Annotated in this window: 22 protein-coding genes; 7 read left to right on the forward strand and 15 right to left on the reverse strand. The window is 65.9% G+C overall.

Features of this window, described 5'->3' with window-relative positions; all coding sequences use genetic code 11:
- Window positions 1–101 precede the first annotated feature (101 nt).
- Genes WI560_RS21985 through WI560_RS21995 form a run of 3 tightly spaced genes read right to left on the reverse strand, consistent with a single transcriptional unit; the run spans window position 102 to window position 2,891 of the window.
- On the reverse strand, window positions 102–968 hold the full coding sequence (locus WI560_RS21985; protein ID WP_257175558.1) for an MlaD family protein: 867 nt from the start codon (window positions 966–968) through the stop codon (window positions 102–104).
- A 16-nt stretch (window positions 969–984) separates the two neighbouring features.
- Window positions 985–1,755: an ABC transporter ATP-binding protein gene (locus WI560_RS21990; protein ID WP_375304827.1), complete on the reverse strand. Its 771-nt coding sequence runs from the start codon at window positions 1,753–1,755 to the stop codon at window positions 985–987.
- A 2-nt stretch (window positions 1,756–1,757) separates the two neighbouring features.
- The gene (locus WI560_RS21995; protein WP_375304828.1) at window positions 1,758–2,891 is read right to left on the reverse strand and encodes an MlaE family ABC transporter permease; all 1,134 of its coding nucleotides are present in this window, start codon (window positions 2,889–2,891) and stop codon (window positions 1,758–1,760) included.
- A gap of 133 nt (window positions 2,892–3,024) precedes the next feature.
- On the opposite strand from WI560_RS21995, the gene dgcA reads away from it, so the two are divergent.
- Complete coding sequence (dgcA, locus tag WI560_RS22000) at window positions 3,025–4,020, forward strand: N-acetyl-D-Glu racemase DgcA (protein ID WP_375304829.1); 996 nt, start codon at window positions 3,025–3,027, stop codon at window positions 4,018–4,020.
- Here the strand turns inward: dgcA and WI560_RS22005 are convergent.
- Window positions 3,990–5,186 carry an MFS transporter gene (locus tag WI560_RS22005; protein WP_375304830.1) on the reverse strand — a complete coding sequence of 399 codons (1,197 nt, stop codon included), beginning with the start codon at window positions 5,184–5,186 and terminating at the stop codon, window positions 3,990–3,992. The genes dgcA and WI560_RS22005 overlap by 31 nt on opposite strands.
- Window positions 5,187–5,261: 75 nt before the next feature.
- Between WI560_RS22005 and WI560_RS22010 the strand changes: the two genes are divergently transcribed.
- Together WI560_RS22010 and WI560_RS22015 are read left to right on the forward strand one after the other, a co-directional pair.
- The gene (locus WI560_RS22010) at window positions 5,262–6,677 is read left to right on the forward strand and encodes a hypothetical protein (protein WP_375304831.1); all 1,416 of its coding nucleotides are present in this window, start codon (window positions 5,262–5,264) and stop codon (window positions 6,675–6,677) included.
- Window positions 6,678–6,896: 219 nt separating this feature from the next.
- The gene (locus tag WI560_RS22015; RefSeq protein WP_375304832.1) at window positions 6,897–7,250 is read left to right on the forward strand and encodes an ADP-ribosylation/crystallin J1; all 354 of its coding nucleotides are present in this window, start codon (window positions 6,897–6,899) and stop codon (window positions 7,248–7,250) included.
- Between the two features lie 11 nt (window positions 7,251–7,261).
- Here the strand turns inward: WI560_RS22015 and WI560_RS22020 are convergent, their stop codons facing one another.
- Window positions 7,262–7,621: a hypothetical protein gene (locus tag WI560_RS22020; protein WP_375304833.1), complete on the reverse strand. Its 360-nt coding sequence runs from the start codon at window positions 7,619–7,621 to the stop codon at window positions 7,262–7,264.
- A gap of 147 nt (window positions 7,622–7,768) precedes the next feature.
- On the opposite strand from WI560_RS22020, the gene WI560_RS22025 reads away from it, so the two are divergent.
- Entirely contained in the window at window positions 7,769–8,152 is a 384-nt protein-coding gene (locus tag WI560_RS22025) for a VOC family protein (RefSeq protein ID WP_375304834.1), read from the forward strand.
- Here the strand turns inward: WI560_RS22025 and WI560_RS22030 are convergent.
- The gene (locus WI560_RS22030) at window positions 8,145–8,588 is read right to left on the reverse strand and encodes an RbsD/FucU family protein (RefSeq protein ID WP_375304835.1); all 444 of its coding nucleotides are present in this window, start codon (window positions 8,586–8,588) and stop codon (window positions 8,145–8,147) included. The two genes, WI560_RS22025 and WI560_RS22030, sit on opposite strands and share 8 nt — an antisense overlap.
- A 164-nt stretch (window positions 8,589–8,752) precedes the next feature.
- On the opposite strand from WI560_RS22030, the gene WI560_RS22035 reads away from it, so the two are divergent.
- Window positions 8,753–10,558, forward strand: coding sequence for a caspase domain-containing protein (locus tag WI560_RS22035; RefSeq protein ID WP_375304836.1), 1,806 nt, complete (start codon window positions 8,753–8,755; stop codon window positions 10,556–10,558).
- 253 nt (window positions 10,559–10,811) lie between these two features.
- Here the strand turns inward: WI560_RS22035 and WI560_RS22040 are convergent, their stop codons facing one another.
- From WI560_RS22040 to thiD, 4 genes are all read right to left on the reverse strand, one after another.
- Window positions 10,812–11,795 carry a threonine/serine dehydratase gene (locus WI560_RS22040; protein ID WP_375304837.1) on the reverse strand — a complete coding sequence of 328 codons (984 nt, stop codon included), beginning with the start codon at window positions 11,793–11,795 and terminating at the stop codon, window positions 10,812–10,814.
- Window positions 11,796–11,857: 62 nt separating this feature from the next.
- Window positions 11,858–12,916, reverse strand: coding sequence for a glycosyltransferase family 4 protein (locus WI560_RS22045; RefSeq protein WP_375304838.1), 1,059 nt, complete (start codon window positions 12,914–12,916; stop codon window positions 11,858–11,860).
- A 13-nt stretch (window positions 12,917–12,929) separates the two neighbouring features.
- Window positions 12,930–13,742, reverse strand: a complete 813-nt coding sequence (locus tag WI560_RS22050) for a UDP-2,3-diacylglucosamine diphosphatase (protein WP_375304839.1) — start codon at window positions 13,740–13,742, stop codon at window positions 12,930–12,932.
- 307 nt (window positions 13,743–14,049) lie between these two features.
- Window positions 14,050–14,850 carry a bifunctional hydroxymethylpyrimidine kinase/phosphomethylpyrimidine kinase gene (thiD, locus tag WI560_RS22055; protein WP_375304840.1) on the reverse strand — a complete coding sequence of 267 codons (801 nt, stop codon included), beginning with the start codon at window positions 14,848–14,850 and terminating at the stop codon, window positions 14,050–14,052.
- 166 nt (window positions 14,851–15,016) lie between these two features.
- Here thiD and WI560_RS22060 point away from each other — a divergent pair, with 166 nt between their 5' ends.
- Entirely contained in the window at window positions 15,017–15,262 is a 246-nt protein-coding gene (locus WI560_RS22060; protein WP_135162037.1) for an Lrp/AsnC family transcriptional regulator, read from the forward strand.
- Here the strand turns inward: WI560_RS22060 and WI560_RS22065 are convergent.
- The gene (locus WI560_RS22065) at window positions 15,259–16,188 is read right to left on the reverse strand and encodes a c-type cytochrome (RefSeq protein ID WP_375304841.1); all 930 of its coding nucleotides are present in this window, start codon (window positions 16,186–16,188) and stop codon (window positions 15,259–15,261) included. The genes WI560_RS22060 and WI560_RS22065 overlap by 4 nt on opposite strands.
- A gap of 155 nt (window positions 16,189–16,343) precedes the next feature.
- Here WI560_RS22065 and WI560_RS22070 point away from each other — a divergent pair, with 155 nt between their 5' ends.
- Complete coding sequence (locus WI560_RS22070; RefSeq protein ID WP_375304842.1) at window positions 16,344–16,760, forward strand: CHRD domain-containing protein; 417 nt, start codon at window positions 16,344–16,346, stop codon at window positions 16,758–16,760.
- Between the two features lie 71 nt (window positions 16,761–16,831).
- On the opposite strand, the gene WI560_RS22075 is transcribed toward WI560_RS22070, so the two are convergent.
- From WI560_RS22075 to WI560_RS22090, 4 genes are all read right to left on the reverse strand, one after another.
- Window positions 16,832–18,115: a cystathionine gamma-synthase family protein gene (locus tag WI560_RS22075; protein WP_375304843.1), complete on the reverse strand. Its 1,284-nt coding sequence runs from the start codon at window positions 18,113–18,115 to the stop codon at window positions 16,832–16,834.
- A 238-nt stretch (window positions 18,116–18,353) separates the two neighbouring features.
- Complete coding sequence (locus WI560_RS22080) at window positions 18,354–18,800, reverse strand: c-type cytochrome (protein WP_375304844.1); 447 nt, start codon at window positions 18,798–18,800, stop codon at window positions 18,354–18,356.
- 145 nt (window positions 18,801–18,945) lie between these two features.
- Window positions 18,946–21,255, reverse strand: a complete 2,310-nt coding sequence (locus tag WI560_RS22085; protein ID WP_375304845.1) for a xanthine dehydrogenase family protein molybdopterin-binding subunit — start codon at window positions 21,253–21,255, stop codon at window positions 18,946–18,948.
- A 216-nt stretch (window positions 21,256–21,471) separates the two neighbouring features.
- Window positions 21,472–21,747, reverse strand: a complete 276-nt coding sequence (locus WI560_RS22090; protein WP_375304846.1) for a DUF1127 domain-containing protein — start codon at window positions 21,745–21,747, stop codon at window positions 21,472–21,474.
- Between the last annotated feature and the right edge of the window lie 72 nt (window positions 21,748–21,819).

Here is a 21,819-nt window from a genome sequence, read left to right on the forward strand (position 1 = left end):
TTACAAAGCTCTTGTGCCACGGGGGCCGTCCACATATGGGTCCCGGCTCTGCGCTGCAACGCTGACGCGTTGCCGCTTGTCCGGGACACGAGCGTGTTCGCCTACCGTCTCGGCGCAGCCGCCGGCTTCGGCGGTTCGGGCGGCGGTGCGGGCTGTGACGAGTTGCTGGCGCCGAACAGCACGCGGGTCGGGTTGCGGTCGAAATTGTTCACGGCGCGGCTGATGTCGCCGAGGGTGCGGCGGCCGTCTGCCATCAGCGCGCCGGAGCGCTTGTCGAAATCGTCGGCGAGCTCGCGGATCGACTTCACCGCCTGGAACAGCTCGCCGCCATCCTTACCGCCGGCCAGCGTGTTGAGGCCGAGCATGAGATTGTCGGCCTTGAGCATGACGCCGTCGACCTTGGCCATCACGCCGTCGATCTTCTCGGAATTGCGCGCCAGCGAGTTGGTGAAGGTCTCCAGGTTCTTCAGCGAGTTCTTCACCGATTCCTGATTGTCGGCGACGATCTTGTTGACGTTCTGCAGCGTGGCGCGGATCGCCTCGGTGACGTCCTGCAGCTTGTTGGGATCGGCGGTGAGCGTCGGGATGCCGTCCTGGTCGAGCGGCGGCGGGGCCGCAGCCTCGTCGCCGCCCTTGAGCGAGATCGCGGCGACGCCGGTCAGGCCCTGGAATTCGAGGCCGACCAGGGTGTCCTTGCGGATCGGGGCGTTGTTCTCGATCATGGCGAGTGCGACAACCCGCCGCGGATTGTCCAGCTTCACCGAGACCACCTCGCCCACCCGGATACCGTTGAAGTTGACGCTGCCGCCGTTGCGCAGGCCCGCCGCCGGACCCTCGAACACGACGCGCAGGGGGCTGCGCTGCTTGGTGGTGTGCAGCGACTGAAACCACAGCACGAAGCCGATCGCCGCGGCGATCACCGCCAACGTGAACGACCCGATCAAGATGTAGTTCGCCCGCGTTTCCATCAGGTGCTCCGGCTACTCAAGTCATGACCGCGCGGGCGCGCTTGCCATGGAAATACTGCCTCAACCAGGGATGCTGCGAGGCCTGCATGTCGGCGATCGACCCTGCCGCAATGATCTTACCGTTCCCTAAAACGGCGATGCGGTCACATGCTGTGTATAGGCTGTCGAGATCGTGGGTTACCATGAAAACCGTCAGCCCCAAAGTGCGTTGGAGCGTCCTGACCAACTCGTCGAAGTCGCCGGCGCCGATGGGATCGAGGCCCGAGGTCGGCTCGTCCAGGAAGACGAGGTCAGGATCGAGCGACAGCGCCCGGGCCAGCGCCACGCGCTTGATCATGCCGCCGGAGAGCTCTGAGGGAAAGCGCTCGGCCACTTCCGGCTTGAGGCCGACCATGGCGAGCTTAGCCATGGTGATCTCGTCCATCAGCCGCTGCGAGACCCGCAGATATTCGCGCATCGGAAACTGGATGTTCTGCCGCACGGTCAGCGAGGAGAACAGCGCGCCCTGCTGGAACAGGACGCCCCAGCGCCGCTCGACGTTGCGGCGCTGCGCGGTGCTGGAGGAATCCAGGTCGACGCCGAACACCTCGATCGAGCCTGCGACCTTCGGCACGAGACCGATGATGGTGCGCGTCAGCACCGACTTGCCCGCGCCCGACGGGCCGACGAAGCCAAGAATCTCGCCGCGCTTGACGTCGAGGTTGAGGCCATCGAGCACGCGCGTTTCGCCGAACTGCACGGTGACGCCGCGGACGCGGATGATGGGATCCTGAATTTCGCCTGTCATCGTCACATCCCGATCGAGGCGAAGAAGATGGCGAACACGCCGTCCATCACGATGACGAAGAAGATGCCCTTCACCACCGAGGCTGTGGTGTGCTGGCCCAGCGATTCCGCGCTGCCCTGCACGGCAAGCCCTTCGACGCAGGCAACGATGCCGATCACGGCCGCCATCACCGGGGCCTTGACGATGCCGACGATGAAATGATCGATCGAGATGGCGTCGCGCAGGCGCAGCAGGAAGGCCTCTGGCTCGACGCCGCCATAGAGCCAGGCCACCAGCCCGCCGCCATAGAGCGCGGCCATGGCGCCGAGGAAAGCCAGGATCGGCAGCGCCAGCACCAGCGCCATCATGCGCGGCAGCACCAGCACCTCGATCGGATCGAAGCCCATGGTGCGCAGCGCGTCGATCTCCTCGCGCATCTTCATCGAGCCGAGCTCGGCGGTGTAGGCGCTGCCCGAGCGGCCCGCGACCATGATCGCGACCAGCAGCACACCGATCTCGCGCAGCACCAGCACGCCGAGCATGTCGACGACGAAGATGTCGGCGCCGAACCGCCGGAAATGGAAGATGCCCTGCTGGGCGATGATGCAGCCGATCAGGAAGGTGATCAGCACGATGATCGGCACCGCGCGCCAGCAAACCTGCTCCATGTGGTGCACGGTCGAGGTCAGGCGGAACGAGCGCGGATGGATCAGCACGCGAAACCATGCCGCGAGCACGGCACCGAGCATGTCGACGAGGCCCGCGACCGTCCCGGCCAGGCCGGCCACGGTCCGGCCGATCTGCTCCAGCATGCCGCCGATGGTGATCGGGCTGTTGTCGACCACGGCCCCCGCCCTGACCCGCCGCACCTCGTCGACGAGGCTGGAATAATTGACGGACAGCCCTGCGATCTGGGCCTCGACGGCGCCTTGGGTCAGGCTGCGGCGCAGCCGCTCGATCAGCCAGGCGCCGAAGGTGTCGAGCTTGGCGACTTCGGAGACGTCGATGAAGATGCTTTGGGGGCCGCCGGCGAGCTTCTCGGCGTCGGCTACCATCCGTTCCAGCACCGGCGCGAAGCTCGCGGTCCAGGTCCCAGTGGCGCAAAGTGCCAGCGCGTTGCCCTTGGCAATCCGTTCCAGCTTCGGATCGCTATCCAAATGTCCGCTCCCGTACCGGGGCGGAGAAAATCACAGAGTTGCGCACGCGCCCTTACCCAGAGAAGGTATCCCCAAGTGGTTAATGTTAGTTGCTAGAGGTAACTAGCAGGTTCAGATTTCGCCAGAGTTCAAAATGACTTCCATGAAATTTGCCTCCGTGGCGGCGCGAATCGAGCGCTTCCCGATCGCGGGCAGCTTTACCATCAGCCGGGGCGCCAAAACCGAGGCCGTGACTGTTGTGGCGGAGGTCAGCCGGGACGGGCTGACCGGCCGTGGCGAGTGCGTGCCCTATCCCCGCTATGGCGAGACGCCCGAGGCGACGCTGGCGGCCATCCAGGCCATGCAGCAGGCGTTCGCCGACGGTATCTCACGGCAGGCCCTTCAGGCCGCCATGGCGCCCGGCGCGGCCCGCAACGCCCTGGATTGCGCCCTGGTCGACCTCGAGGCCAAGGCGGCGGGCTTGCGCGCCTGGAAGCTGCTCGAGCGCCCGGCGCCGGGCGAGCGCACCACCGCCTACACGATCTCGTTAGGGACCCCCGAGGCCATGGCGGCCGCGACCGCGAAGGCGGCGCACCGGCCGCTGCTCAAGATCAAGCTCGGCGGCGACGGCGATCCGGAACGGATCGCGGCGGTGCGCAAGGCCGCGCCCGAATCCGAGCTGATCGTCGATGCCAACGAGGCCTGGACCGAAGCAAATCTGGAAGCCAACCTCGCCGCCTGCGCCGCCGTCGGCGTCACCCTGGTGGAGCAGCCGTTGCCGGCGGGCCGGGACGGGGCGCTGGCGCGGATCAGGCGGCCGCTCGCGGTCTGCGCCGACGAGAGCGTGCATGACCGCTCCTCGCTTGCTCCCCTGCGCGAGCGCTACGACGCCGTGAACATCAAGCTCGACAAGACCGGCGGCCTCACCGAGGCGCTCGCGATGGCCGATGCGGCGCAGGCGCTCGGCTTCGAGATCATGATCGGCTGCATGGTCGCAAGCTCGCTGTCGATGGCCCCGGCCATGCTGGTGACGCCGCAGGCGCGCTTCGTCGATCTCGACGGCCCGCTGTTGCTGGCACGCGACCGCGACCACGGGCTGCGTTACGACGACAGCCTGGTCTATCCGCCGGACGCCTCGCTCTGGGGCTGAGCCATGAGCCGGTGCCGCGCCGACCAGATCAGCAGCGCGCCGCCGGCGGCCATCGCCGCCATGACGTAGTACAGGCCGTCACCGATGCGGGCGTAGATCGCGCCTGACGCGATCGAGGTGGTGGCGCCCAACAGGCCGTTGCAGGCGGCGTAATAGCCCTGCCCCCGTGCGATCTGATGCGGCGGCACGCGCTGCACCAGGAGATTCATCGTGCCGACGATGGTCATGCCGAAGGTGAAGCCGTGGCCGAGCTGCACGATCGCGAGCAGCGCCAGCGGCGGCTCGTTCGCGGTGACGATCCAGCGCACCACGGCGCTAAGCCCTCCGATCGCGATCATGGTGGATGGATGCAACGAGAAGCGCGGCGACAGCGCGAACACGACGATCTCCGCGATCACGCCCAGCGTCCATAGCCCCGCGATCGTCAGCCCGCTGATCCCATGGAGCTGCCAGTTGATGGCCGAGAAGGTGTAGTAGGCGACGTGGCTGCCCTGGATCAGCGCCGCCGAGACGATGACGGCCCAGAAGCCGGCATCGCGCAGCAGCGCCTTGCCGGCATGCCTCTCCGCCGACTTGCGCCTGAGGTCGTCGAGCGGCTGAAGCAGCAGGCTGGCCGCGACCGCAACGACGGCCCATGCGACGATGATCCAGATCAGGTCGCGCGCGGCGATGACGTCGACGAGATAGCCGCAGGCGAGCGAGCCCGCGGCGAAGGCCGCCGAGCCCCACAGCCGCAACGGTCCGTAATCGAGCCCGTAACGGGCTACGCCGCGCAGCGCATAGGCATCGGTCAGCGGCATCGTCGGCGTCCACATCACGCAGGTCAGCGCATAGATCAGGAACAGCGCCAGCGGCTGCTGCTGCAGGCCGACCGCCGTAAACCCGATCGCGGTCGCCAGCACCGACAGCATCATGGCCGCGCGGATCGCCTGTCGCTTCTCGGCAAAGGCGGTCACCTGCGGCAACGTGGTGAAGCGGGTGATCGCCGGCAGCGCGTTGATCAGCCCGATCCAGGCCGCGTCGATGCCGATCGCCTTCAGCCACACCGGAAAGAACGGCAGATGCGTGCCAGAAACCGCGAACACGGCCGAATAGAACAGAGCGAGGCTGACGGCGAATCGCCGCTTCCTCGATGCCGCGATGGGGATTTGTGATTCGGACTGCATCAAACCAATTGCGATTCGGTCGATATCGTGGTGATCGTTACAGTAACGCGTAGTGATTTGCGCGACGAGATCGTCATGGCCAACGAAGCATTCGCCCTCTCGCCTATGTCTGCCCGCGCGGCCGAGCCGAACGAGCAGGATTACGACGCGATCCGCGAGGCCTTCATGGAGACCGCGCGCGGCCGCTGGTTCCTCGGCGAATACGCCAAGCGCAACCGCAATGCCGACACGCGCATGGTGCTCGACGCGGTCGCCAAGATCGAGGAAACCCTTGCGGCGCAGCGGCAACCCGTCGTCGAGGACCGCCTGCCCGAGGCGCTGGTCGAGATCCGCCGCGCGATCCGCGAGGCCGAGACCATTGCGCTTGCGGCGTTCGACCCCGCCGCCATCGAAGCCAGCCTCGCGCCGATTCCGCGCGGGGTGCGCATCATCAAGGAGATCTCCTGGCGCTGGCGCGAGATCGGCGCCGACGGGCGAATCTGCGACCTCATTGATTCGCAGCTCGCCTCGATCGAGGCCGCCTGCGGTCAGGCCCAGGCCATCGATCCCCGCGTCGAGCTCAGGATCGCCTTCGGTCTGCTGAAGGATCGGGTCGAGCAGACCGAGGGCGGCGCAACGAAGCCGGCGGCGGCTCCAGTGCAGGAAGCGCCGTCATCCGTCGCCGAAGCGGCTGTCGAGACCGCGCCGGAAGCGATGACCGCCGAAGCACCCGTGGCTCTTACGGAGACGGCGCCGGACGTCGCAGCAAGTGCCGCGCCTGAAGCCGCCGTGGAGACGGCCGGCGCCGCCGAAGCATTCGCCGCGGCCGAGCAGGCAATGGAAACCGCGGTCGCGACGGAGATCGCGGCCGAAAGTCAGGTCGCTGTCGAAAACGCCGCGCTCGACCAGGCCGCGCCGGAACATGTCGCGCGTGCAGATGCCGCGCCTGAAGACGTCTCGTTTGAAGAGCCGGCAACTGGATCCACCGCCTTGTCGGACGTCGCCGACGCGCTCGCGCTCGATGCCGCCGCGCAGGCCGAGGACGATGCCGTGCTCGAGGCCATCGCGCTGGAGATGGCCGCCCCCGATCCGGAGTTCGACGAGATCATCGCACCGGCGGAGATGGACGCGGCCGTTCCGGAGCCTAGTCTCGCGGAGACCGCAGCGCCCGTCGCTGCCGAGCCGGCCGCGCTTCAACCGGTCGTCGCTCCCGTGGTCGAAGAGCCCGCCGACGCGCCGATATCGATGGACTCGCTCGCGCGCCTCACCGACGCCATCGCGGAGGCCGCCGCCGAGGTGAGGGAGCAGCCGGCCCCGGCGATGGCGGCCAGTGCCATCTTCGCCGCGGCCCCGGCTACAACGCTGCCGACGCCATCGCCCGTGCCGGAGCCCTCGCTCGGCGCCACCATCCTCGCCAGCGGCATCCTGCAAAAGCCCCGCGCCCCGGCAAACGACCCCCTCGCCCCGATCCGCCGCATGACCCAGGCCGAGAAGATCGCGTTCTTCTCGTAAAGCTGGGGGCTCGTCACATCGCGGTTGCTGGTTCCGTCATCCTGAGGTGCGAGGCTTGCGATGCGCCAGCATCGCAAGCGGAGCCTCGAAGGATGCGCGGCCCAGATGCAGCGGGGCCGCCACCCTTCGAGGCTCGCCGAAGAGGGCGAGCACCTCAGGGTGACGGTAATGGATTAGCAAATGCGTCGACGTAGGCGGGCCTACCGAGGGTCATCCACCATGTCCAACATCGAAGCCACCCTCACTCTCTGGCGCCCGGTCGGACCGAAGGAGCTTGAGCTGATCCAACAATCTGGCATGCGCGCGTTTCCGCCGCGCCTGCCGGACCAACCAATCTTCTATCCGGTGCTGACCGAGGACTACGCCATCAAGATCGCGCGCGACTGGAATGTCCCGGCGAGCGGCTCAGGTTTTGTGACGCGCTTTGCGGTCAAGCGCGACTTCATCGCAAAGTACGACGTGCAGGAAGCCGGTGGCCGATCGCATCTGGAGTATTGGATTCCGGCCGAAGACCTCAATGCGTTCAATGCCGCGATTGTGGGCGCGATCGAGGTTGTCCGCAGTTTCCCCTGACCGCCGCCCCCTCACCCGCAATTCCACACCGCCCCGATCGGCGTGCGGGTCCAGCACGGGCCGAAGCTGCCGCCGTTGTAGCGGCCGCCGTTGAAGCCGGGGCGGCCGAAATAGTGCCACTCGCCGTCCCAGCGGTAATATTGCGGAACCGGGTCGATGTACCAGTGGCGGCGCTCGTTGCGCGCGAGGCGCCGCATCGCGTCCTTCTGCTTGTAGAGCGGGATGCTGTTGCTCAGCGGCTGGCGATAGCCCGGCAGGAACCCATAGCCTTTCCAGACCGGCTTGGGACGCTTTTGCGCAGGCTCGGCGGGCGCGACCGCCGGCAGCAGAGACAGGACGAAGGCAACAAATAGACACATGAGGCGAGACATGAGGTGACAATAGACAGTCGGCTCGAGACACGCCATTCAAATTCGAGTGCGGGATGTTTCGCCGCTTCTCCTGATCAGCCGCGCCGGCTAGGCTGCGAGACTCGCACGAGCGTTGCGATCACGGCTTGCATGATCCGGAGTGAGTGAATGTCGGAGACCCCGCGCGTCGGCGCCTTTGCGATCATTCCCAGCAACGATCTTCCTGCGGCGATTCCGTTCTGGGAACGTCTCGGCTTTGCGCGCACCGGCGGTGACGCCGGCTATGTCATCATGAGCGGCTGGGGATGCGAGGTGCATCTCACGCAGGCTGGCGATGACCCATGGCGCGTGCCGGCGCACAATCCCTTTGGCGTCTTCATCCGCACGCCCGAGGTCGAGGCCATCGCCGCGCGCGTCGACGATCTCATCATCCGTCCCGGCGGCGTCCTGCGGCACCGGGAATGGGGCATGTATGAGTTCGGCATCAACGGCCCTGACGGCCTCCTCGTTAGGATCGGCTGGCCCTCGGCGCTGATGAGGCCCGCTAGCTGATCACGCCCTTCCTGATCAGGAAGCAGCCATAGCCCCTGCTGTCGCCGACCTGCACCACACCGAAACCAGCCGCGGCCGCGCGATAGAAATCGGATCGCGAGAGCTTGCCGGGACTGACCGGAACGCCGCTGGCGCGTTCTATCTCGGCGAGCACCGCGCGCTGCACCTCGGGTACGCGATCGGCATCATCGACCGGCATCATCACGCGTACCGGATCGGGATCGAAATCGTCGAGCGGATAGACCGACATGATGGCGCGGACGGCCGTCTCCATCGTCATGCCCGGCAACTGGATCAGCCGCTGCGACGATGTGCTGCGAGCGATATGCGTGGCCGGGTGGTTGGCGTCGACGACCACGAGATCGTCGCCGTGGCCCATGGAGGCCAGCAGCCAGAGCAGGTCGGGCGTCAGGATCGGATCGATCGATTTCAGCATGTGACGACGGCTCCTCTCAGCGATCGCTAACCATAGCAGGTTCCAAGCGTGATTCAGATCACGTCCATCGCCATGGTGACAGGGATCACGGACCTCGCGCTCGAACGCGGCCAGGCTTGGTCGCAACCAATCTCGTATCGAGATGAGTGCCAAAGGAGCACGCCATGTTCCGCCTAAAGCCTTTTTTGATGACGGCCGGCCTCGTGGGAAGCCTGTTCGGCTTCACCTGCGGGCCCGTTTCCGCGCAAGTCGCCCCGGTCCAGCCTGCCCCCACCGCGCTGCAAGGCCCGGAGCAGCGGGTGGCGCTGGTGATCGGCAATGCGAACTACCAGAATGCGCCGCAGCTGGCGAACCCCGACGATGACGCCCAGTCGATCGCGCAGTTCCTGAACTCTGCCGGCTTCGAGGTCGTCGCAGCGACCGACCTGACCCAGAACGACATGCTGCGCGTCGTCCAGGACTTCTCCGCCAAGGTCGCCTCGCGCGGTCCAAACACGGTGGCGATGGTCTATTACGCCGGCCACGGCGTGCAGCTCGCCGGCGAGAACTATCTCGTTCCGGTCGACGCCAAGGTCTCCAGCCCGACCGAGCTCGTCAACAATTCGGTGCGCCTCGTCGACGTGATGTCGACACTGGAGACGATCCCGAGCCGCATGCGCATCGTCATCCTCGATGCCTGCCGCAACAACCCGTTCCCTGAAGTCAACGACGCCGGCCGCGGCCTTGCCATCGTCGATGCGCCGAACGGCTCGATTGTCGGTTACTCGACCGCGCCGGGCGCCGAGGCGCTCGACGGCACGAGCGGCCACAGCCCGTACACGCAAGCCTTCCTGAACGTGGCGCGCGAGCCCAACGTGCCGATCGAGCAATTGTTCAAGCGCGTCCGCCTGCAGGTCAACCAGACCACCAGCGGCGCGCAGATCCCGTGGGAGAGCTCCTCACTCACGTCGGACTTCACCTTCTTCGGTGACACCGCTGTCGCCGCCAACCGCGCGCCGGTGAAAGCGCCGGTGGTGCAGATGGCCTCCAACCTGCCGAGCCGTTCGACGCGCCAGGCCTATGACTACGTCGTGTCCGAGGGCCGGCCGGAATATTATCAGGAGTTCATCCGGATGTATCCGCACGACCCGCTGTGCGACCATGTCCGCTGGCTGCTCAACAACATCCTGATCTCGCAGGCCTGGCACAAGACCGTGCTGGCGAACTCGCCAGTCGGGTACAAGAGCTTCTATGACAGCTACGGCAACAGCCCCTATGCGCAGGTCGCGCTGAAGCTGCAGGCGCAGCCGAAGCAGATCCCCTTGATGCAGGCGACCAAGTTCCTGGCGCCGCAGAACATTGCCCCGGCCATCAAGATCGGCAATCTCGGCCAGCCGAAATACATGCCGCTGCTGCAGCAGGGCAATGGCGGCGGTCAGCCCAATGGCAACCTGCCGATCGTGCAGAAGCCGATCGACGGCAATGTCATCGGCAAGCCCGGCAATGGCGGCCAGATCGTCAACCTGCCCTCGGGCAACAACAACCAGCAAAACGGCACGCCGTCGCAGACCCCGGGCAAGATCGTCACCCTGCCCGCGCCGACCACCACCAACAAGGGCGGCATCGGCAAGATCGTGACGCTGCCTGCGACCAGCAGCAAGCCGGACGGCGGCAACGTCAGCGGCAAGCCGGGCAAGATCGTGAGCATGCCGGTGAACGTCGGCAAGGGCGGCTCGACGATCGACGCAAAGCCGGTCGTTCAGACCCAGAACCAGCCGATCCGCGTCAACAACGGCAACACCGGCATCGTGAAGCCCAACAACAACCCGGTGAACAAGGTGCAGAACAGCGTCCAGACCAACCGTCCGCAGCTGAACACGATGCCGAGCCGCATGGTCAACAGCAACAGCAACAACAACTTCCGGCAGTCGATGAACCAGGCGCCGAGCATGAGCAATGGCGGCAATCGCCGCGGCGGCTTCATGCGCTGATCGCGCGAGCCACACAACGACGAGGGGTGGGGCCGCGATGCTCCCCCCCTTTTCATGTCAGGGTAGCGGGCAATTCAGAGGAGCCGTCATGCCCGGGCTTGTCCCGGCCATCCACGTTCTTGGTGCTGCCGGCAAAGACGTGGATCGCCGGGACAAGCCCGGCCATGACGCCGTGGAGGCGACCACGCGCTCCAACACGCATCGGACGTGCGATTGCGTCCGGCAGGCAAAAGCGAGCGGACCGCTTTAGAAATCAGGCCACCAGCTCCGCGAACAGATCCGCATCGACATTGCCGCCGGAGAGCACGATGACGACGTTCTTGCCGGCGACGTCGAGACGTCCCGCCAGCAGGGCGGCAAGACCCACCGCGCCGCCCGGCTCCACCACCAGCTTGAGCTCGCGATAAGCGAACGCGACGGCGGCGCCGACTTCCTTGTCCGATGCGGTGACGCCGCGCGCCAGCAGCTTGCTGTTGATCGCAAAGGTCATCTCGCCGGGGATCAGGGCCATCAGCGCATCGCAGATGGTGCGGCCCGCGGGCCCGTGCGGCTCGCGATGACCCGCGCTCAGCGAAATGCCGTGATCGTCGAACGCCTCGGGCTCGGCCACCACGATCTCGGCCAGCGGATAGCGTGCCTTCACCGCGGTCGCGACGCCCGCGATCAGGCCGCCGCCGGATGCCGGTGCCACCACGATGTCGGGGGAAAGGCCAAGCGTTGCCATGTCCTCCGCGATCTCGCGGCCGGCGGTGCCCTGCCCTGCGATCACGAACGGATCGTCGTAGGGCCTCACCAGCGTCGCGCCGCGCTTCTCGGCGATGCCGCGCGAGATCGCCTCGCGGTCGTCCTTGTCGCGATCATAGAGCACGACCTCGGCGCCGTAGGATTTGGTGCGCTCGCGCTTGGACAGCGGCGCATCCGCAGGCATCACGATGGTCGCCTGCATGTCGAGGATTTTTGCCGCCGCCGCCACGCCCTGAGCATGGTTGCCGGAGGAGAACGCGACGACGCCGCCGGCGCGCTTGTCCTGCGGGATCGAGAACACCTTGTTGAACGCGCCGCGGAACTTGAACGAGCCGGTACGTTGCAGCATCTCCGGCTTCAGGAAGACTTTGGCGCCAACCCGCTCGTTGAGCACCGGAAAGGACAACAGCGGGGTGCGGATGGCGTAGGGCGCGATCACGCGCGCTGCGGCGTCGATGTCGGCGGGGCCGATCGGGAGAAGCTGTTCGGTCATATCAGACCTTATCGCGGCCATCGAGCCGCGGGCAAGACACCTCCGCGCGAGGAATCTTCCCTTCAGGCGACGAAGCGCGGCTGTTCCGTGCCGTCCCGGCCCGGCAGCAAGGCCCCCACCGCCTGGATGTTATCAACAAAAGCCCTCGCCGAGGCTTCCCAGGTGTAATTGGCGGCGAATTCGACACAGTCCTGCCGGGAGATATCGAGCGCCGCGAAGCAGGCGTTGCGTAGGTCGTGATCGAGGGCGCCGACCGGGGCATCGCCGATCACGTCGCGGGGCCCCTTCACCGGAAAGGCCGCGACCGGCAGGCCGCTCGCCAGCGCCTCCAATAGCACCAGGCCGAACGTGTCGGTCTTGCTCGGGAACACGAACACGTCGGCCGCCGCATAGATGTCCGCCAGGGCCTCTCCGTGCTTCTCGCCGAGGAAGATCGCATCGGGATAGGCCTCTTCCAGCGCGGCGCGCGCCGGGCCGTCGCCCACGATCACCTTTGTGCCGGGCAGATCGAGATCGAGGAACGCTTCGAGATTCTTCTCCACCGCGACGCGGCCGACCGACAGGAACACCGGTGCCGGCAGGCAGAGGTCGATGGCGCGCGGATGGAACACCTTTGTGTCGACGCCGCGGGGCCACAACACGACATTGTCGAAACCGCGCTCGGCCAGCTCGCAGGCGAGCGCAGGCGTTGCCGCCATCACGGCACGGCTGGGAGCATGGAAGCGGCGCAGCGCCCGCCAGATCAGCGAGCCCGGAACCGGCACGCGGGCGCGGACATATTCGGGAAAGCGGGTGTGGAAGCTGGTCGTGAACGGCAGCCGGCGCTGGCGGCAATAGCGGCGGACCATCAGGCCGATCGGCCCTTCGGTCGCGATGTGGATGCTGTCCGGGCGCGCCTCCTCGATCAGCCTGGCAATGCGCGCCGGGCGCGGCATCGCCAGCCGCACGTCGCGATAGCTCGGCATCGCAAAGGTGCGGAACGATTGCGGCGTCAGGAACGTGAACGCAACGCCGGAACCCTCGACGTCAAGCCCCTCAGCCGCGTCAGCGAGCTTGGTCAGCGTCCGAACCACACCGTTGACTTGCGGGTGCCAGGCGTCGGTCGCGACCAGGATGCGCATCGGGCGGCCTCTGTTATGCGGCTCTGGCTGCAACCTGCGGGACGGCCGCCGGCTTCTGCAGGTGATCCGCCCAGGTGATGATCTCGAAACGACCATCGTCGTGCTCGACGAGCGCGGTGCAGCTCTCGACCCAGTCGCCGCAATTCATGTAGCGAATGTCGCCCTCGTCGCGGATCACGGCATAATGGATGTGGCCGCAGATCACGCCGTCGGCGTCGTAGCGCCGCGCCTCGGCGGCGAGGGCCTGCTCGAACGCGCCGATATAATTGACCGCGTTCTTGACCTTCTGCTTGGCCCATTGCGACAGCGACCAATAGGGCACCTTGAACAAGCGGCGGAAGAAGTTGACGAAGCGATTCATCTGGATCGCGAAGTCGTAGGCCTTGTCGCCGAGATGAGCGAGCCAGCGCGCGTTCTGCACCACGAGATCGAAGATGTCGCCGTGGATGACGAGATAGCGCTTGCCGTCGGCGCCGGTGTGGACGGTGCTCTCGACCACGTCGATGCCGCCGAAATGCGTGCCGTAATAGTTGCGCAGGAACTCGTCGTGATTGCCGGGGATGTAGATGACCTTGGCACCCTTGCGCGCCTTGCGCAAAAGCTTCTGGACCAGATCATTGTGCGATTGCGGCCAGTGCCAGCTCGATTTCAGCGCCCAGCCGTCGACGATGTCGCCGACCAGATAGATCGTGTCGGCATCGTGGTAGCGCAGGAAGTCGAGCAGAAGATCGGCTTGAGAACCGCGGGCTCCGAGATGAACGTCGGAGATGAACAACGTGCGAAAGCGCCGCTCGGGGCCCTCGTCACTCACATCGTAACTTCCCATGCGCCAGCCTGTAACAATGTCCCGTGACAGGGGGATGACCGGTTGAACCCTTGAGGCACCTCTAGATACGAATCACGCCTAGCCTCGCCCTCCCTGCGAATATCAGTCGCATGCGACAATCAGGCGACGGCGCCGCAGAAGGTGATCGTCATGCCCGGGCCGCTTCGGCGCGGCGAAGGCACCGGGCATCCACGTTCTTCGTGCTGCGTGGCAAGGCGTGGATGGCCGGGACAGGCCCGGCCATGACGATGTGGGGGCTAGCGGTGCCCCCAAAGTGCACGCGGCGGCGCTCCCGCGCGCGCCCGCGTCAGTAGAACTTGTGAAAATGATGGATCGGGCCGTGGCCGTGTCCGACGCTGAAGCGGTCGGCGGCGGCGATCGCCGCGCTGATCCAGGTCTTGGCGTTGCGCACGGCGCTTGCCAGATCCTCGCCCCTGGCGAGCCCTGCGGCGACCGCCGAGGACAGCGAGCAGCCGGTGCCATGGGTGTTGCGGGTCGCCACGCGCGGCGCGGCCAGCGCGAGCGTTCCCTCGCCACTGACGAGATAGTCGATGCTCTCGGCGCCCTCGCCGTGCCCGCCCTTGATCAGAACCGCACGGCAGCCGAGCGCCAGCAGGCGCCGCCCCTGGCTTTCGATCCCCGCTTCGCTTGCCGCGACCGGCTCGTCGAGCAGCGCCGCGGCCTCCGGCAGATTGGGCGTGATCACCGACGCCAGCGGTACCAGTTTTGTGCGCAGCGCATTGACGGCCTCCGCGGCGAGCAGGCGATCCCCCGACGTCGCCACCATCACGGGATCGAGCACGACGTGCCCCGGCGACCAGCGCAACAGTGCGGCCGCGATCACCTCGATGCTGGTGACCTGGGCCACCATGCCGATCTTCACCGCGCCGACGTCGAGATCGGAGAACACCGCATCGATCTGCTCGGTGACGAACGCCGCCGGCACGGCGTGGATGCCGGTGACGCCGCGGGTGTTCTGCGCGGTCAAGGCCGTGATGACGGACGCCCCGTAGACGCCGAGCGCCGCAAACGTCTTCAGGTCGGCCTGGATGCCGGCGCCGCCGCTCGAATCGGAGCCGGCGATGGTGAGTGCGACCGGGGTCGTCATCGCCGGGCACCTTTGCTGGATACGGACACCGCCATGGCCTGTCCTAGCGCGACCGCAGAATAGCGGCAAGGCCTCGGGCCGGCCGCCGGCAGCCGGCAGGCCCGCTTGCTAAATCGTGCCGGGTTTGGCCTATTAGCCGGAAGAATACGCTTTCGGAGTGCCCGCGATGGTTCCTTTTTTCGTCCAGATCAAATGCAAGCTCGGCCAGTCCTACACGGTGGCCAATGCGCTTGCCGAAGCCGAGATCGCCTCCGAGATCTACTCCACGGCCGGCCAATACGACCTGCTCGTGAAGTTCTACGTCGACAAGGACACCGACATCGGCCATTTCGTCAACGAGAAGGTGCAGGTGCTGCCGGGCATCCAGGACACCCTCACCATCATCACGTTCAAGGCGTTTGGTACGAGCTAGCCCCCGGCTTCCTTGCGCTTCGGTCGCGGCGGACCGTCCACCGGCGGCAGCGATTTGAGATACTCCGCCATCGCCGCAATATCCTCGTCGGGCAGCTGCGAGGTGTTCTTGATCACGCGCGTCATCGCGCCGCCGACGCTGTCGCCGTCGGGCAATTCGCCGTTCTTGAGGAAATAGGCGATATCCTTCACGCTCCACTCGCCGAGCCGCTTCTGGGTGATGTTGGGCACCCAGCCCTCGCCTTCGGGATTGGGCCCGCCGGCGAAGCGCTGGCTCGAGATGATGCCGCCCAGCGCGTTGCGCGGGCTGTGGCATTCGGCGCAATGGCCAAAGCTGTTGACGAGATAGGCGCCGCGATTGAATTGCGGTGACTTGCTGCTGTCGGCGGCGAGCGGCTTGTCGTCCAGAAACAGCAACTTCCAGATGCCGACATTGCGCCGGACGTCGAAGGGAAACTGCATGTCGTGGTCGCGCACCTTGCCGGTCACGGGCGGCAGCGTCTTCATGTAAGCGAAGAGATCGAGCACGTCCTCACGCCTGGCGTGCTGATAGGACGTGTAGGGGAAAGCGGGAAAATAATGCTGCCCGCCCGGCGAGACGCCGTGCATCACCGCATTGACGAAGTCGGTGTCCGTCCATCTGCCGATGCCATCGTTCGGATCCGGAGAGATGTTCGGCGCATAGAACGTTCCGAACGGCGACTTGATCGCGACGCCGCCACCGAGCCTGCCACGATCGGGCTGGTCGGGCGTGGCATGGCAGGACGCGCAGCCCCCGGCGTTGAACATCACCTCGCCATTGGCAAGGTTGGCCACATGGGCCGGCGCGTTGCCCGCGGCCGCACCCTTCGGCGCGCTGAGCCACCAATAGGTGCCTGCGGCAACGAGCGCCGCGAGCAGCCCGATGAGAATTGTTCGTTGCAACATGCAGATCCATTCAATCGTCGCGGCGAACTTATGACCGATGTCGTCGCGGCTCCAGCCACGAAGAATTTAGCCCGCCTCGGCCGGACACGGGAATAAACTGAAATGCCGGCTGTTGGAAGTTTGCCAGCCCGAACGGGTTCAGCAGGGAGAATGTCATGAACAAGACCGTCATTGCCGCCCTGGCGCTCGGTGCCGTGACCTTCGCAGGCCCGGCCAGCGCCGAAAAGCTCAAGGCAACCCTCGACGGCAAGTCCGAGGTGCCGCCAACCGCCGGCAGCGGCACCGGAACCGCCGAACTGAACTATGATGCCGCCAGCAAGAAGCTGTCCTGGACCGTCACTTATTCCGGACTCTCCGGTCCCGCCACCGCCGCGCATTTCCACGGGCCCGCCGAAGCCGGCAAGAATGCCGGCGTCGCGGTCGCGATCCCGAACGCCGCCACAAGTCCGGTCAAGGGCGAAGCGACGCTGACGGACGCGCAGGCCGCCGATCTGCTCGGCGGCAAGTATTACATCAATATCCACACCGCGGCCAATCCGGGCGGCGAGATCCGCGGTCAGGTGACGAAGTAGGCTGCAACGCTGCTTCGGCGCGAAGGCCGGGCGCAGGGAGGGAGCGTCCGGCCTTTTCGATTCGAGCGCGCTCAAGCCGCGTTCAGCGCCTGCGCGAGGTCGGCGATCAGGTCGGACGGGTTCTCGATGCCGATCGACAGCCGGATGGTGGAATCCAGCACGCCGATCTTGTGGCGGATGTCGGCGGGAACGCCGGAATGGGTCATGGTCGCGGGCAGGCTCGCAAGCGATTCGGTGCCGCCGAGGCTCACCGCCAGCTTGAGGATCTGCAGCGCGTTGAGGAATTTGACCGCCGCATCCTTGCCGCCGACGATGTCGAACGAGAAGGTCGATCCCGCCCCGAGGCACTGTCGCGCGAACACGCGGCCCGCCGGCGAAGCCTCCTCGTGATGACCGAGATAGTGGACCTTGGCCACCTTGGGATGATCGCGCAGATAATCCGCCACGAGGCGCGCGTTGCTGTTGGCCTTCTCCATGCGCAGGCTCAGCGTCTCCAGCGAGCGGTTGATCATCCAGCAGGAATGCGGATCGAGCTGGGTGCCGATGGCGCCGCGCAGCGCCTTGATGCCCTTCATGATCGCCTTCGATCCGAGCGCGGCGCCCGCGATCAGGTCGGAGTGACCGCCGACATATTTGGTCAGCGAATACAGCGACAGGTCCGCGCCGTGCTCGATCGGGCGCTGAAACACCGGGCCCAGCAGCGTGTTGTCGCAGGCGATCACCGGCGTGTGCCCCTGCGCCTTTCCGATGGACTCGGCGACACGCCGGATCATGGCGACATCGACCAGGCCGTTGGTCGGGTTGGCCGGGGTTTCGATCAGGATCATCGAAACGCGGCCCTTGGCCATGGCCTCCTCCGAGGCCTGCCTGACGGCTACTTCGTCGATTCCGTCGGCGAAGCCGACGGCGCCGATCGACAGACGCGCCAGCGTGTTGGTCAGCAGCGTTTCGGTCCCGCCGTAGAGCGGCTGAGAGTGCAGAATGACGTCGCCGGGGCGGACGAAGGCCAGGATCGTGGTGGCGATCGCCGCCATGCCGGACGAGAACAGCGCGCAACTCTCGGTGCGTTCGTAGATCGCGAGCCTGTCCTCGACAATCTCGCTGTTGGGATGATTGAAGCGCGAATAGACCAAGCCCGCGCCCATGCCTGCGGGCGGCTCGCGCCGGCCGGCGACGTAATCGAAGAAGTCCTGCCCGTCATCGGCCGTCTTGAACACGAAGGTGGAGGTCAGGAACACCGGCGGCTTGATGGCGCCTTCGGACAATTGCGGGTCATAGCCATAGGTCAGCATCAGCGTTTCGGGATGCAGCATGTGGTTGCCGATGTGCGTCTTCGACGGAAACGGTTTTGCCATGGCCTGTCTCGCTGTTGATTGAGATCCTCGCCGCGCGCTTGAACTCCCGACGTCATGAGGCAATCGGGAATGAGATGCGTCTCATCGCATCAACGCCGCGGCCGCTGCTGCGAACATAACCGTTCGGACGGCGATCCGTCAGACCTTGTAAACGGAAAAACCTTGTAAACGGAAAAGGGCGGCTGCTTTCGCAACCGCCCTTGGCGTTCCCATGTCCGGATGATCGAAAGCATCCGCCTCAGCTGTTCTTGATGCGGTACGTTTCGTGGCAGCCGCCGCATTCCTTGCCGATCGCGGGCATGCTCGCCTTGAGCGAATCCAGGTCCTTGATCTTGGCCTTGGCATCGCTAACGACCTTTGCGAAGCTTGCGATCTTCGCGTCGAAGCCGGCCTTGTCCTCCCAGACCTTCGGCGAGGTCGAGTAGTCGCCGTCGAGCTTCACGCCTTTGGCGCTGGCCGGAAACAGGTTCGGCAGCTTCTTGGCGGTATCCTCGAACTGCGCCAGCGCGCTGTCCACGGTCGCCTGGTCGTAAGGCTTCTCGCCCTTCACCATCGCCGACATCGCGCCGGCGTTCTTGCCGTTGCCCTTCATGAGCGTCTGAACTTCCTTGGCGGAATCCTGTTGCGCCCAGACGGCGCCCATCCCGAGCAGCAGCGCGCCCCCGACGATCAATACTCGCTTCATTCGCAAAATCCCTTTCCCTGATGCAGGATCGTGCCGACCCCTGAATGGCCAACACCGATTGGCAGATTTCATTCCATCCGGAGCGGACGATAAATCGTCGCACTCCGGATCAATTGGTAAAAACGCGTTCCGCGTTTGCCTGGACTTACAGGCTGTGGCGACGGTGATGCTCGCTGATGGCGATCCACACCCGCTCCGGCGTCGCCGGCATGTCGATGTGGTCGATCTTGTATTCGCGCCAGAGCGCGTCGACGATGGCGTTGACGATGGCCGGACAGGAGCCGATCGCGCCGGCCTCGCCCGCCCCTTTCACGCCCATCGGATTGGTCTTGCACGGGACGTTGTGGGTCTCGAACACGAAGGCCGGGCCATCCGCCGCGCGCGGCAGCGCGTAGTCCATGTAGGTCGCGGTGATGAGCTGGCCGTCGGTGGCGCCATAGACCACCTGCTCCATCAGCGCCTGGCCGATGCCCTGCATGGCGCCGCCATGGACCTGACCGGCCAGCAGCAGCGGATTGAGCGTCTTGCCGAAATCGTCGACGATCACGTAGTTGACGATCTTGATGATGCCGGTGGCCGGATCGATCTCGACTTCCGCGACATGGGTGCCGTTGGGATAGGTGCCGTCGGCGCTGGCGAACGTCGCGCTGCCGTTCAGCTTCGACGGATCGATGCCGGGCCGCTTGGCCAGATCGGCGAACGAGATCGAACGATCGGTGCCGGCGATCCGCACCACGCCCTCGGATATCTCGAGGTCGCCGGCGCCGGCCTCCAGCGCCTGCGCCGCGATCTCCTTCAGCTTCTGGCCGAGCTCGCGCGTGGCACGCTCGACGCTGACGCCGCCGGAGGGGATCGAGGCCGAGCCGCCGGTGCCGAGACCGGTCTTGATCTCGTCGGTATCGCCCTGATGGATGTGGACACGCTCGGGCGCGACGCCGAACTGCTCGGCGACGATCTGGGCGTAGGCGGTCTGGTGGCCCTGCCCGCTCGATTGCGTGCCGATCAGCACGGTGACGTCGCCGTTGGGATCGAGCCGGACATTGGCCGTCTCCTCACCCATCGTGCCGCAGACCTCGACATAGCTGGCCAGCCCGATGCCGCGGATCAGGCCCTGCTTCTTGGCAAGTTTCGCGCGCTTGGGAAAGTCCTTCCACTCGGCAATCTCCATCGCACGCTTCAGGTGCGCGGCGAAGTCGCCGGAATCATAGACCTTGCCCGTGGCGGTCTTGTAGGGCAGCGCCTTCGGCGGGATGAAGTTCTTGCGGCGGACGGCATCCGGCGTCATGTCGAGCTTGCGCGCGCAGGCGTCGACGAGGCGCTCGATGACGTAGGCGGCCTCGGGCCGGCCCGCACCGCGATAGGCATCCACCGGCACGCTGTGGGTAAAGACGGTGCGCACCCGGCAATGGAAGGCCTGGATGTCATAGAGGCCCGGCAGCATGCCGGCGCCGCCATGCGGGATGTAGGGCCCGAAGGTCGACAGATAGGCGCCCATGTCGCCCATCAGGTCGCAATCCATCGCGAGAAACTTGCCGTCCTCCGCCAGCGCCATCTTCGCGGTGGTGACGTTGTCGCGGCCCTGCGCATCGCCCATGAAATGCTCGGAGCGGTCGGCCGCCCATTTCACCGTCTTCTTCAGTTTCTTGGCCGCAACCGCCATCAGGGCGTATTCGCGGTACGGGAACAGCTTGGTGCCGAAGCCGCCGCCGACATCAGGACAGATCACCCGCATCTTGTCGGTGGGGATGTTGAGCACGTTCTGGCACAGGATGTCGCGCAGGCGATGGCTGCCCTGGCTGCCGACCGTCAGCGTCAGATGGTCGCGCTTGGAATCGTATTCGCAGACTGCCGCGCGCGTCTCCATGAAGCTCGCAACCACGCGCGGATTGACGATCGAGATCTCGGCGACCGCATGGGCCTTGGCGAAGGCCGCTTCGGTCGCCGCCTTGTCGCCGATCGAGACGTCGAACAGCACGTTGCCCGGCTTGTCCGGCCAGACCTGCGGCGCGCCCTTCTTCACGGCATTGACGACGCCGGTGACCGCCGGCAGCGGGCTCCATTTGACCTCGATCGCCTCGATCGCGTCGCGGGCTTGGTCGATGGTCTCAGCGACCACGAAGGCGATGGCATCGCCGACATGGCGCACCTCGTCCTTGGCCAGGATCGGGTAAGGCGGTCCGGTGAACGGATCGGTCTCGAGATTGAACAGGCAGGGCAGATTGCCGAGATCCGCAACGTCGTCGGCCGTCAGGATCAGCGCGACGCCGGGCAGCCCGCGGGCCCGGCTTGCATCGAGGGTGTACTTGGCATGCGCATGCGGCGAGCGCAGCACCAGGCAGCGCAGCGCGGCCTGCGGCGCGTAATCGTCGGTATAGCGGCCCTTGCCGCGGATGAGCGCGTCATCCTCCTTGCGCAGCACGCTTTGGCCAACGCCGAACTTGATGGGAGCCGCCATTTTCTGATCCCGTCCTATGGTTGTTTTGCGGGCATATTGCCGTGGAAAAACTGGCAAGGCAAATGGCATTAGGCCGGCGCCGGACGCAAGAAATCACCCGGTGCTGGCCTGTAAGTCAGGGTAATCGCATCCAATTTACGTGTGGCCGTCCTTCGAGACGCCCGCCGCCGAGCGCGGCCCGACGACCGGCTCAGCGGTCGTCTCGAAGGAGAGACGTCACATCCCACCACGGCCCCACAGCGTCCTCGCGTTGTCTCTCACCCTGTCGATGACACGCTCAGGTGCGATGCAGTCGATCTCGCCGCGCGACAGGCCGATGTCCAGCAGCTCCTTGTCGCTGAGGTCATGCAAGGTGACCCGTACGCAGGACCGCCGTGCCTGAAATGCAAGCCAGCATCGCTTGAGCAGGCTCAAGACCATCGAGAGATCGAGGCCGCGCCTTGCGGCATCGATCTCAATTTCGGGTGAGATGTTCGTCAATTGGGGTGGCATCGCACGCTCCTGCTGTTGAGCCGGCAGGGAGCGTGGCCAAAGAAAAGGCCCCGTCCGATGCCGGCGGGGCCT

The organism is Bradyrhizobium sp. A11 (assembly GCF_042077125.1).
GTDB classification, from domain to species: Bacteria; Pseudomonadota; Alphaproteobacteria; order Rhizobiales; family Xanthobacteraceae; genus Bradyrhizobium; species Bradyrhizobium japonicum_B.